8 protein-coding genes are annotated in these 12,351 nt (G+C 57.0%); 3 read left to right on the top strand and 5 right to left on the bottom strand.

Annotated elements, in window-relative coordinates:
• Positions 1-370: 370 nt before the first annotated feature.
• The 5 genes from FDK21_RS14430 to FDK21_RS14410 all read right to left on the bottom strand — a co-directional run bounded on the left by FDK21_RS14430 (position 371) and on the right by FDK21_RS14410 (position 6,440).
• Entirely contained in the window at positions 371-1,267 is an 897-nt protein-coding gene (locus tag FDK21_RS14430; RefSeq protein WP_114010065.1) for a DMT family transporter, read from the bottom strand.
• A gap of 193 nt (positions 1,268-1,460) precedes the next feature.
• Positions 1,461-2,591 (bottom strand): S-(hydroxymethyl)glutathione dehydrogenase/class III alcohol dehydrogenase, encoded by a 1,131-nt coding sequence (locus FDK21_RS14425; RefSeq protein WP_114010066.1) that lies wholly within the window; start codon positions 2,589-2,591, stop codon positions 1,461-1,463.
• A gap of 156 nt (positions 2,592-2,747) precedes the next feature.
• Positions 2,748-3,737 carry a glutathione S-transferase family protein gene (locus FDK21_RS14420; protein WP_138149330.1) on the bottom strand — a complete coding sequence of 330 codons (990 nt, stop codon included), beginning with the start codon at positions 3,735-3,737 and terminating at the stop codon, positions 2,748-2,750.
• 98 nt (positions 3,738-3,835) lie between these two features.
• Entirely contained in the window at positions 3,836-4,747 is a 912-nt protein-coding gene (locus FDK21_RS14415) for a pirin family protein (RefSeq protein ID WP_138149328.1), read from the bottom strand.
• A 202-nt stretch (positions 4,748-4,949) separates the two neighbouring features.
• On the bottom strand, positions 4,950-6,440 hold the full coding sequence (locus FDK21_RS14410; RefSeq protein ID WP_210238788.1) for a protein adenylyltransferase SelO: 1,491 nt from the start codon (positions 6,438-6,440) through the stop codon (positions 4,950-4,952).
• Between the two features lie 213 nt (positions 6,441-6,653).
• Between FDK21_RS14410 and FDK21_RS14405 the strand changes: the two genes are divergently transcribed.
• The 3 genes from FDK21_RS14405 to FDK21_RS14395 all read left to right on the top strand — a co-directional run bounded on the left by FDK21_RS14405 (position 6,654) and on the right by FDK21_RS14395 (position 12,218).
• Entirely contained in the window at positions 6,654-8,912 is a 2,259-nt protein-coding gene (locus FDK21_RS14405) for a molybdopterin-dependent oxidoreductase (protein ID WP_138149326.1), read from the top strand.
• Between the two features lie 100 nt (positions 8,913-9,012).
• A complete protein-coding gene (locus tag FDK21_RS14400; protein WP_138149324.1) occupies positions 9,013-10,821 on the top strand; it encodes an ATP-binding protein in 1,809 nt (602 codons plus the stop codon).
• The gene (locus FDK21_RS14395; RefSeq protein WP_114010071.1) at positions 10,818-12,218 is read left to right on the top strand and encodes a sigma-54 dependent transcriptional regulator; all 1,401 of its coding nucleotides are present in this window, start codon (positions 10,818-10,820) and stop codon (positions 12,216-12,218) included. Before FDK21_RS14400 ends, FDK21_RS14395 begins: the two co-directional genes overlap by 4 nt.
• The last annotated feature ends 133 nt before the right edge of the window (positions 12,219-12,351 follow it).

Raw genomic sequence — 12,351 nt, 5'->3', positions numbered from 1 at the left:
CGTTTCTCTTCATGTTGCCTGGGGTTACCGGGCGCGGAATATGGTGTTCAGACTTTCGATGGCTTCGCTCATACTCCAGCATTGCCTTTCGACGTTAGTATATAAGAAGGCCATGGCCGGAAGCAAATTATACCCATTATAGGGCACTTCGAAAAACAATTATATTTCAATTGGTTGACGTGACGAATGCGCGGTTTGCATCAAACGCATAGCTCACAAATTATCTCTGCGTTCAAATCTTCTCAAAAAGATGTGTGAATTTGGAATTTTATTAGTACGCACAATTGCTTACAGATTGACCCAAGGGAAGTTGGTTGATTCTGTCGCAGGAAAACACCTTGCTGCCTTGGGTTTTGCTGGTGCGATTTCCTCAGCCCTGCGTTGCGTCTGGCGCTTGGTTCTGTACCCGGCCGCGATGCAGCGAATAAAGACCGGCGGCGACAATCAACGCGGCCCCCAACAGGGTCGACCAGATCGGCAACGTGCCGAAAATGACAAAGCCGATCGGAATCGACCAGACAATCTGCAAATAGGTATAGGGCTGGATCGCGCTGGCCTCGACCAGCGTCAGGGCCTTGATAACGAAGAAATGGGCCAATGTGCTGCTCATGCACACACCGGCCAACAGAGGCCAATTGATCACCTCCCAGTCGGGAATATTGGGCAGACCCAAAATCGTGCTCATCACCACGCCCACGATGCCCGCATAAAGAAAGGACGTCATGGCATCATCATGGCGACTGACTAGGCGGGTAAACAGCTGGTAGACCGCAAAGGCAGAGGTCGCCGCAAGGCCGATCAGCCCGCCAACGCCCCATATGTTGCCCGTTGGTTGCATGATGATCAGCAAACCGGTCATGCCGACCAGCAGGGCTGTAATCCGTCGCCAGCCAACCTGTTCCCCAAGGAAGAGCGCGGCCAGTGCCGTCACCATCAGCGGGTGCACCATGATCAGGGTGGTGGTCTCTGCCAGACCGAGGCGCGCAAAGGTCATGATGATCAGCGCCACTTCGGTAAACAGCAACACGCCCCGCAAGACCTGAATGGCCCGGTGATTGGAGCGCAAAGCGCCCTTGATGCCGCCCGGTCGGGAGGCTGCCCAGATCAGGGCGACCGTCAGATGAAACCAGTAGCGGGCCATCATGATGAACCAGACCGAGTGATCCACCACCAGCGTTTTCGAGGCTGCATCACCGCAGGCAAAGATAACGGTGGCAAGGATGGCAAACACTATGCCGGCACGATGCGCTCGGTTGGACGGAACCATGATGAAAAGCCTTTGGATAGAGAAGGGCGTGTGTGCCCGATATGGTCAGTGGCGACCACAAGGATAGGAGTTCCAGTCTTTCACAAACTGGGATCCCAGAAAAGCCTTGCAACAGCTTCACCCCGAGCTGTGAACAGAAAAGCCAGCCCCCTTTCAGGCGCTGGCTTTGATTGTGTCTCGAAATGCAGAGCGATCAGAACTCGATCACAGCGCGGATCGATTTGCCCTCATGCATCAGATCGAAGCCGTGATTGATTTCGTCTAGCGTCAGTTTATGGGTGATCATTGGATCAATCTCGATCTTGCCATCCATGTACCAGTCGACAAATTTCGGCACATCGGTCCGTCCCTTGGCGCCGCCAAAGGCCGTGCCTTTCCAGACGCGACCGGTGACCAGCTGGAACGGACGGGTCGAGATTTCAGCACCCGCCGGTGCCACGCCGATAATCACCGAGACACCCCAGCCACGATGCGAGCATTCGAGTGCGTCGCGCATCACCTTGACATTGCCGGTGGCGTCAAAGGAATAGTCTACGCCGCCGATCTGGTCAGCGCCCCGTTTGGTGAGTTTGACGATTTCCTCGACCACCGAGCCTTCGATCTTGGACGGATTGACGAAGTGGGTCATGCCGAATTTCTTTGCCATCTCGGCTTTGCTGTCATTGAGGTCAACACCGATGATCATGTCAGCCCCGGCCATCCGCAGACCCTGAATGACATTAAGCCCGATACCACCAAGTCCGAAGACTGCGGCGGTAGAGCCGATTTCAACACCTGCCGTGTTGATCACAGCACCAATGCCCGTGGTCACGCCACAGCCGATATAGCAAATCTTGTCAAACGGGGCGTCGTCCCGCACCTTGGCCAACGCGATCTCTGGCATCACGGTGTGATTGGCAAAGGTCGAGCAGCCCATATAATGATAGATAGGGGTACCATCGAGCATCTTGAAACGGGTCGTGCCGTCTGGCATCAGGCCCTGACCCTGTGTATTGCGAATGGCTGTGCACAGATTGGTCTTGCCGCTCAGGCAAGACGGGCATTCCCTGCATTCTGGCGTATAGAGCGGAATCACATGGTCGCCGGGCTTGAGCGTTGTCACCCCTTCGCCGACTTCGAGCACAATGCCCGCACCCTCATGGCCGAGGATCGAGGGAAACAGGCCTTCCGGGTCAGCACCCGACCGGGTGAACTCGTCCGTGTGACAAAGGCCCGTCGCCTTGATTTCCACCAATACTTCGCCCGCCTTGGGGCCGTCCAGCTCCACGTCCATGATGGTCAACGGTTCACCCGCTGCCAACGCCACTGCTGCTTTGGTTCTCATCGAAAAACTCCCCGCTTGCGATTGGATATCAGTTTGATGGATAAGTGAAATCACGTCAATAAACAAACAGACCCGCCCTGACAATCAGGGCGGGTCAAAGTTTGGGGATAGCAGTCATGAACAGAATTCATAAATGGCTTGGTCCGGGGCGAGCGGTCAGGCGGCATCCTTGAAACGCGCCCGATCATGCGGGGCAGAAAAGTCGATCTCTGGCCCCATTGGCACCACGCGCGTCGGATTGATCATGTCGTGGCTTGCATAATAGTGGTGCTTGATATGGTCCATCCGAACCGTCTCTGCGACCCCCGGCACCTGATACAGATCCCGGACATAGTTGGACAGGTTTGGATAGGAACCAATGGTTCTGAGATTGCATTTGAAGTGCCCGACATAGACTGGATCAAACCGCAACAAGGTGGTGAACAATCGCCAGTCGGCTTCTGTTGGCTTGGGTCCGTTCAAATAGCGCATGCGCGAGAGCCGGTCCTCAAGCCAATCGAGGGTTTCGAACAGGGGAACAACGGCCTCTTCATAAGCGGCCTGTTCGGTGGCAAAGCCTGCCTTATATACCCCGTTATTGACCTTGTGATAGACCGTCTCGTTGATGGTGTCGATCTCGCTACGCAGATCCTGCGGATAATAGTCCCCCGACTTGGCTCCGAGGCCGTCAAAGGCGGAGTTGAACATCCGGATGATCTCGGACGACTCGTTGCTGACGATGGTGCCGGTTTTCTTGTCCCAGAGAACAGGCACGGTTACGCGACCGGTATAGGTCGAGTCCGCAGCAGTATAGACCTGATGCATATAGTCTGCATGGTGGATCGGGTCGGGGATCATTCCATCCTGCGGATCAAAGGTCCAGCCATGTTCCACCATGTAGCTGTTGACCACCGAGACGGAAATCATTTCCTCAAGGCCCTTGAGGGCGCGGAAGATCAGGGTCCGGTGGGCCCATGGACAGGCATAGGAAACATAAAGATGATAGCGCCCGGCCTCTGCCTTGAAACCGCCGGTTCCGGTCGGGCCTGCGGAGCCATCTGCCGTCACCCAGTTGCGAAAAGCGGCATCCTTGCGGACAAACCGCCCACCGCTTGATTTTGTGTCATACCATTGGTCATGCCATTGGCCGTCAATGAGAAGTCCCATTGGAAGTGTCCTTTCTGTGCGCGTCAGGGAGGACGAGGCGAGGAAAGAAAAAAGGCGCCTCATCGCTCCCGCGCTGCGATTGGTGTCTGTTGATCGCTCTAGTGAGCTGGCTTGATGAAGGTGCCATTGCGCAATTCCCGGATCGCCTGATGAATCTCTTCTTTGGTATTCATCACGATCGGACCATGCCAGGCCACCGGCTCCTGCAAAGGCGCGCCAGAGATCAGCAGGAAGCGGACCCCTTTAGGGCCAGCCAGCACTTCCACTTCGTCGCCCGTGCCAAAATGCACAAGGGTGCGGTCGCCGGACATGTCGCGGATATTGACTTCTTCGCCGCGAATTTCCTTCTCCAGCAAGATGCCCCGTGGTTTGGAAGAATTGTCGAACAGGCCTGCACCCTCGAACACATAGGCAAAAGCATTGCGATAAGTGTCGATCTTGAACCGCTTGCGCACCCCTGCAGGCACGAAAATATCAAGATAGAGCGGATCCGCCGCAATGCCGTCCACGGGACCGCGCTTGCCCCAGAATTCGCCAATAACGATTTTCACGCTGGTGCCATCGTCATCGATCACCTGCGGAATTTCCCTCGATTCCACATCCTGATAGCGTGGTGCGGTCATTTTCAGGCTGGCAGGAAGATTGGCCCAGAGCTGGAAGCCATGCATCTGGCCGTTGGCGTTGCCCTTGGGCATTTCCTGATGCATGATGCCCGAGCCTGCGGTCATCCATTGCACATCACCTGCCCCGAGGGTGCCATGGTTGCCCAGACTGTCCCCATGCTCCACGGTGCCGTTCAGCACATAGGTGATCGTCTCGATCCCCCGATGTGGGTGCCACGGGAAGCCTTGAATATAATCTTCGGGACGTTCATTGCGGAAATCATCAAACAGCAAATAGGGGTCTGCCATTTCCGGATTGTGAAAGCCGAAAGCGCGATGCAGTTTGACGCCTGCACCTTCCATCGTCGGAACAGCTTGTGACGTGGAAACAACGGGTCTGATAGACATGGTCTCTCTCCATCCTCTGTACAGCAAGGATACGGTCGATGCACCGTCTCGGCTTGCCGTTTATGAATGATAGCGCACAGCTGCCCCTTTGTTCGGAATCCGCTGACGCTTGGTTCGTTGCCTCTAAGGTAATTTCTTAATGCATGAATTCAACGCCATAAAATTGATCGTTCTAATGAGTTTTGGATCATGATTTGCGGAATCAGGTGCCGCAATAGGTGACATGCGGGCCGAATGTGTCCGGCGCCGGGCCTTCATAGGCCTCCTGTCCGTCACGCTTGAGAAACGGGTCGGTCACCACCGCCAACAAGGCTTTGAAGTCGCCCAGATCCATCTCTTCTTCTGCTTTCTCCAGAACCGCTTCGACCAGATGGTTACGCGGAATGTAAAGAGGATTGACGCGATCCATTGCCGCTGCCACGGCTTGAGTATCATCGGTCTCCATCGCCAGCCGCTTTTGCCAGCGTTCGAGCCAATCGGCGAGCCTTTGCTGATCACTGAACAGGCCGGTGAGCGGTGCGTCATTGCCGCGTAAGGCATCGGCCAGCGCCCGGAAGCAACTGGTGAAATCGACACGGCCCGCTGCCATTGCATCAAACAGATGCTTGACCAGGGCATCGTCGCCCTCTTCGATGCGCAACAGGCCGATCTTCTGTCCCATGCCGTTCAGCCAGGCCTGTTTGTGATCACGGACAAAATCCGCCAGCACGTCGGTGGCCTGATTGATGGCTTTGTCCTCATTGTCAGGGTCTATCAGGGGCACAAGGGTTTCGGCCAGTCTGGTCAGGTTCCAGCGCCCCATTATCGGTTGGTTGCCATAGGCATAGCGCCCGTGATGATCGATGGAACTGAAAACGGTATTGAGATCGAAGATATCCATGAAGGCACAGGGACCATAATCGATGGTTTCGCCGGAAATGGTCATATTGTCCGTGTTCATCACCCCATGGATGAAGCCGACTTGCATCCAGCGGGCAATCAGCTCCGCCTGTCGTTTGCTGACCGCCGCCAGAAAGGCGAGATACTTGTCATCCCGGCCCGCAAGGCTGGGAAAATGACGGGCAATGGCATAGTCGGCCAGCTGCCGCACCTTGTCCCATTCGCTTCGGGCTGCGAAAAACTGGAAGGTGCCGACCCGCAAATGGCTTGACGCCACCCGGGCAAGAACCGCTCCCGGCTTCAGTCTTTTGCGCAGGATGCGTTCGCCTGTGGTCACCGCTGCAAGGGCGCGGGTGGTCGGAACGCCAAGGGCATGCATCGCCTCGCCCATCAGATATTCGCGCAAAACCGGTCCCAATGCTGCCTTGCCGTCGCCCCCGCGCGAAAAAGGGGTCGGCCCGGAGCCTTTGAGATGAATGTCAAACCGTTTGCCCCCCGGCGTGACGACTTCGCCCATTAGCAGCGCACGACCATCCCCCAATTGCGGAGAAAAACCTCCAAACTGATGCCCCGCATAGGCCTGTGCCAGTGGCGCGGCACCGTCGGGCATGTCGGAGCCCGAGAAATAGGCCGCCAACCGCTCATCCTCGGTATCCAGAGACAGACCCAGCTGGGTGGCCAGACTGCTGTTGAAAATCTCAAGCTGCGGATGGACAAATTCCTCCCCCTGCCAAGGCGCATAAAAGCCTTCGAGCTCACGCGCATAGCTGTTGTCAAACGGAAAGGACAGGGAAGAGGGGGTCATTTCATCCATCGGGAACGGCTTTTCTCGGCTGCTAAGGGTTACTTCTTATATGGGCAGGATAGAGCCTTATGTCACCCGCGCCAATAAAAATGACCAACGGACGGTGGCTGTTTGGCAGGGAAAGGCAAAAGCGGATTGCCAAGGCAAGGGGACAATGCTAGCCATTTGACTTCTTTTCTTCGGATCCGCTTGCTGATCCTGACTTCCAGAAATGAGGCCGACATGAAATTGACCGCAGCGCATTGGGGTACATATGAGATCAAGGGCGACCAGTTGCATCCTGTCAAGGATGACCCGGAACCCTCTCGTATCGGCAAGGGCTGGGTCAGTGCAGCGCGTGACACAAACAGCCGCATCCTGCGTCCGGCCATTCGCAAGGGTTGGCTGGAGGGTGACAAGGGCACCAAACGCTGTGATGACGTCTATGTTGAAGTCTCATGGGAGCAGGCCGCCAAGCTGGTCGCGGGCGAAGTCCGCCGCGTGGTCACTGATCACGGCAATGAGGCCATTTTCGGTGGCTCCTATGGCTGGGCCAGTGCAGGGCGCTTTCATCATTCCCAAAGCCAGCTGCGCCGGTTCCTCAATCTCGCAGGTGGCTCAATCACCTCGACCGAAACCTATTCCCACGCTGCAGCCGAAGTGCTGTTTCCCTACATCACCGGGCTGACACAGGCCCAGTTTCAGGAACAGACCACCAGCTGGCTGAACCTGATCGAGCATTGCACCCTGCTGGTCGGTTTTGGAGGCATTTCCGGCCGCACCGGTCAGGTCAGCTCCTCTGGCCTGTCGCGTCACGAAACCGAAAGCTGGATGGCCGCGCTCAAGGGTCGAAAGATCAACATCTCGCCGCAGCAAAGCGATATGACAAGTGGCGAATGGCTGTCTATCCGTCCGGGCACCGATGTCGCCCTGATGCTGGCTCTGTGCCATACCCTGCTGATCAACGAGTGGCATGACGAGGGGTTCCTTGAGCGCTGCACCAGTGGCTGGCCGACCTTCCGCGCCTACCTGTTGGGGGAAGGTGACGGTCAGGCCAAAAGTGCGGATTGGGCCGCTCCGATTTGTGACATTCCCACAGAACAGATCATCGCGCTCGCCAAGGACATGGCTACCAACCGCACCCTGATCAATGTCTCCTTCTCGCTGCAGCGTTCGGACCATGGGGAACAGGCCCTTTGGGCAGGATGGGCGCTGGCGGCAATGATCGGTCAAATCGGCCAGCCCGGCGGTGGATTCGGTTTTGGCTATTCCGGTGTCGGCACCATCGGCCGTCCAACCAAAATCACCCGCTGGCCATCCCTGTCGCAAGGCAAGAATGCGGTCAAGCGGACGATTCCTGTTGCCCGCATCACCGACATGCTGCTCAATCCGGGCGGCGAATATTTCTACAAGGGCCATCCATACCAATATCCCGACATCAAGCTGATCTTCTGGTCCGGCGGCAACCCGTTCCATCATCATCAGGATCTGCATCGCCTTCAGAAGGGCTGGCAGAAACCTGACACCGTTGTCGTTTGTGATCACAGCTGGACGGCCACCGCTCGGCGCGCCGATATTGTGCTGCCGGCTACGAGCCCACTGGAGCGCACCGACATCATGATGCAAAAGACGGATCCGTCCGTCATTTATATGTCCCCGATGTTTGAACCGCTGGGGGACGCCAAGGATGACTTCGACATCATGCGGTTGCTGTCTGCCGAAATGGGCTACGAACAGGCCTTTTCTGAGGGCCGTGACGCCGAAGGCTGGCTTCGCATTCTGTGGGAAAAGGTCCAGAAGCGCTTTGAGAAAAACGACTTCGAAGTGCCGGATTTTGAAAGCTTCAAGGCTATGGGCCGCTTCGAGTTGCCCGACCATGGCGATGAGGATCGGGTGGCCTTGGCCGACTTTGTCAAAGACCCGGACGCCCATCCACTTGGCACGGAAAGTGGCAAGCTGACCCTGTTCAATGAAACCATTGCCGGGTATCGCCTGTCAGATTGTCCGGGCCATCCGAGCTGGATCCAGCCGATCGAAAATCTGACCAACGCGCCAGACGGTGCCTTGCATCTGATTTCTGCCCAGCCATGGACACGGCTTCACAGCCAGAATGATCGCGGCGCAGAGTCGGTTGGCAGCAAACGCGAGGGGCGTGAAATCTGCTTCCTGCATCCCGAAACGGCGAAGGAACGCGGCATAAAGGACGGTGGTTTCGTCCGCATTTTCAATGAGCGAGGCGCGACGCTCGCTGCCATTTCTGTGACAGATGGCATGCGCCGGGATTGCATTTCCCTGCCCACTGGAGCATGGCTCGACATTGCTCAGGTCGATGGTGAAGCCTTGGAAGTGCATGGCAACCCCAATGTGCTGACCATCGACAAGGGCACGTCCGGTTTGGCACAGGGCAACATTGCCCATACCACGCTGGTCTTTGTCGAAAGCTGGGACAAGCCGTTGCCGCCGCTCAGTATCGACAAGCCGCCGCGTTTTGTTGATGCCTGAAACTGCCCGCTATCCGTCGGGCAGCCTTTGCTTGTTTCGAAAAAAGCCAAGATATATAGTCCCTCCAACACTCTCCAACATCTTGGCTGAAACAATCTAAATGCGCTGGCTGCCCCAAATCTCCGCCCTGTTTGCCGTCTTTGCCATCGCCACCGGCATATTCTGGGGGTCTTTTGGCTATTTCCAGTCCGAAGAACAGAGCAAGGCCGAAGGACGTCTGTCGCTTTATCGCTCGTCGCTGATTGCCGAGTTGCAGCGCTTCTCCCATCTGACACACATTCTCGCCCGCGACCCTTATGTGGTGGAGATCAGCGCAGGCGGCGATACCGGTTTTCTCAACAATCGTTTCAAGGACTTTGTCGCTGCGACGGGGCTGGATTCCATCTATCTGATGAATGCCGACGGGGTGACCATCGCCGCGTCCAATGCGGGCACACCCTCAAGTTTCGTCGGACAGGTCTATTCCTTCCGGCCCTACTTTCTCTCTGCCATGAAGGGTGAACAGGGCCACTTTTATGGCATTGGCGCAACCACCGGCCAACCTGGATATTTCCTTGCCGATGCGGTCAAGGACGAAGATGGAACCATCCTTGGCGTTCTGGCCATCAAGATTGTCCTCTCCAAGGTGCAGGAGCGGTGGCGCGATGCGGGCGAGAAAATCTTGCTGACCAACCGTTCCGGCGTGGTTTTGCTGGCCTCTGAACCAGATTGGCGGTTTCGTGTGCTCTACCCGTTGACCGACAAGCAAAAGGAACGCATTCGCCTGTCACGGCAATTCCCCGGTCAAGACCTTGAGCCACTGAATTGGCAACAACACCTGCATCCTGAGCCGAGCCGGGCCACCATTGATGGCATGTCCAGCCTTTATTTGTTCAGCAGCGATCTGCCCCATGACTGGAGCCTGCACTATTTCGCATCCGATGATCGGGCCGTCGCCCGGTCCATGCTTGTCACCGGGTTCGGAATCATGATCGCGGCGGCAATTCTGATCCTGTTCCAGTTGCAACGGACCCGACGTATTGGCGCAGCGCTGAAACGGTCCGAAGAGGAAGAAGCCCTGCTACGTCAGGCCAATGAACGACTGGCTGTCGAGATCAGCGAACGGCGCACAGCAGAGCAGGCCTTGCAAAAGACGCAGGACGAGCTGGAGCGGGCCAGCCGTCTGGCGGCGTTGGGGCGGCTCGCCGCGCTCGTGACCCACGAGTTGGGGCAACCCATCGCAGCCATGCGCAATTATGTTGCCGCCGCAGAAATCAGTGGAACCTCCAATCTGACTTCCACCCTGTCGACACGGATTGGCGGCTTGGTCGACCGGATGGAGGATATCACGCGGCAATTGAAGTTCTTTGCCCGCACGGATGAAGAGAATTTCGAGGATGTCGATTTGCGTGACGCAATGCAGATTTCCCTTGGTCTGGTGGAACCCAACCTCAAGGAAAGCGGCGTTCTGGTGCACTTCTCACCACCGGTTGAGCCGATCCTTGTGCGCGGCAGTCGGTTTCGCCTTGAGCAGACCATGACCAACCTTCTGCGCAACGCGATTGATGCGTGCGAGGAGGTTGATGATCCAGCAATGACAATTGCAATGGGCCGAACGCGGCACACGGTCTGGTTCGAAATCATCGACAATGGCCACGGGCTTGGCGGCACAAGCCTTAAGGAATTGCAGGAGCCTTTCGTTACAACGCGCGAAAGTGGACGCGGTATGGGTTTGGGGCTGGCCATTTCCGCAGGCATCGTCAATGATCATGATGGCCAGATGTCCGCTTGGGATCGACCTGAGGGTGGGGCGGTGTTCCGGGTGGAACTGCATGCGCTCGAGACCGCTTGGCCGATCAAGGACGACCGGGCGGTTGGAGCCTTGCAAGAATACCCGTCAGACGAAGTGGGAGAAGACAGGGACGCATGAAGGAAGACCAGCAAATCAGTGTCTTGATCGTCGATGATGACAAGGCCATGCGCCAATCGCTGACCGACCTGATGGAAGCTGCTGGTTGGCGCGTCGAAGCGGTGGCCCGCGCCAATCTGGTGCCGGACCGGCTGGCCGAGTTCCAGCCCGACGCCATCCTGTCCGATGTTCGCATGCCCGGCATGTCAGGTCTTGATCTTCTGGCCAGTCTCGACAAGAGCATGTCGCCGCCCTTGGTGCTGATTTCCGCCCATGGTGACATTCCGATGGCCGTGCAGGCCATTCAGGACGGCGCCTACAGCTTCGTTGAAAAGCCCTGTGAGCCGCGCCGCCTGTTGACCATCCTGCGCAATGCCGCCAATCAATATCGCATCACCCTCAACAATGCCCGCTTGAAAGCCCGACTGAGGCGCCTGTCCGGTCTCGACCGGATGCTGCTGGGGCAAAGCGAGGAAATCGAGGCGCTACGCCGTGATATTGTCGACCTTGCTGATGTCCCTGCCGCTGTGTTGATCAAGGGAGAAACCGGCACAGGCAAGGAGCTGGTTGCCCGCGCGCTGCATGATCTGGGCCCCAATGCCGACGGACCTTTTCTGGCGATCAATTGCGCGGTACTATCTCCCGATACCTTTGAGAGCGAAATGTTCGGCACATCCGGTGGCAAGGATGGACGTCTGCTGGCCGCCTCTGGCGGGACATTGTTTCTGGATGAGGTCTGCTCCTGCCCGGTGCCGGTGCAAGCGCAGTTGCTGCGGGTTATCGAGAATAAGCGCATTATGCCGGTCGGAGCCTCCACGCCAATCCCGGTCAGTTTCCGCGTGGTGTCTGCCAGCAAGGAGGATATGTCCAAGGCCGTCTCCGATGGCCTCTTGCGGCAGGACTTCCTGTTTCGCATCAACACCTTTGTGATGACCGTGCCACCGTTGCGCCAGCGGCGTGACGACATTGCCCTGCTGATGACCCACTTTATGGGGGAATATGCCCGTGTCTATGGTGCCGATTGGCCACAGAAGGGATCTGAGCAAAGGCCAGACAAGGATGTAGAGCAGGGGGCAGAAATGGGCTTCGCGCTGGGATCGGAGGATCTTGCTGCACTGATGAGCCACGACTGGCCGGGCAATGTGCGCGAATTGCGTTCTGTGGCCGAGCGGCGCGTGCTGGGGGCGCGTCGAGGTCGAACATCGATGATGCAGATCATCGAAAGCGACCAGTTGATCGCTGGGGTGCCAAGCACTTTGCGCGAGGCGGTCGCCGCCTTTGAGCGCGAGTTGATCGGCAAAGCCATTCGCGAGCACGAGGGCCGGATGGATGCCGCTGCCGAATCTTTGGGCATTGGCCGACGCACCTTGAACGAGAAGATCGTGAAACTTGGCCTCAACAAGGACGCTTTGCTCTGAATTTGGGCATATTCTTCTGCCCTGCGGGTTTCCGCAGGGCTTGTCCCACAGATCGCGCGAAAAGACTCATAGCCAAATCCAAACCAATCCGGGATGCTAGCTCCACACAAAAAATGAGACAGCATGCAAATCG

Origin of the sequence: Cohaesibacter sp. CAU 1516 (assembly GCF_005771485.1) — a bacterium.
In the GTDB taxonomy this organism is placed as follows: Bacteria; Pseudomonadota; Alphaproteobacteria; order Rhizobiales; family Cohaesibacteraceae; genus Cohaesibacter; species Cohaesibacter intestini.
The sequence above is the reverse complement of the archived record's forward strand: the minus strand, read 5'-3'. Positions and strand labels throughout refer to the sequence as shown.

Coding starts and splice junctions, on each gene's coding strand:
- FDK21_RS14430 (WP_114010065.1), bottom strand. CDS start 1,267: ATGGTTCCGTCCAACCGAGCGCATCGTGCCGGCATAGTGTTTGCCATC.
- FDK21_RS14425 (WP_114010066.1), bottom strand. CDS start 2,591: ATGAGAACCAAAGCAGCAGTGGCGTTGGCAGCGGGTGAACCGTTGACC.
- FDK21_RS14420 (WP_138149330.1), bottom strand. CDS start 3,737: ATGGGACTTCTCATTGACGGCCAATGGCATGACCAATGGTATGACACA.
- FDK21_RS14415 (WP_138149328.1), bottom strand. CDS start 4,747: ATGTCTATCAGACCCGTTGTTTCCACGTCACAAGCTGTTCCGACGATG.
- FDK21_RS14410 (WP_210238788.1), bottom strand. CDS start 6,440: ATGGATGAAATGACCCCCTCTTCCCTGTCCTTTCCGTTTGACAACAGC.
- FDK21_RS14405 (WP_138149326.1), top strand. CDS start 6,654: ATGAAATTGACCGCAGCGCATTGGGGTACATATGAGATCAAGGGCGAC.
- FDK21_RS14400 (WP_138149324.1), top strand. CDS start 9,013: ATGCGCTGGCTGCCCCAAATCTCCGCCCTGTTTGCCGTCTTTGCCATC.
- FDK21_RS14395 (WP_114010071.1), top strand. CDS start 10,818: ATGAAGGAAGACCAGCAAATCAGTGTCTTGATCGTCGATGATGACAAG.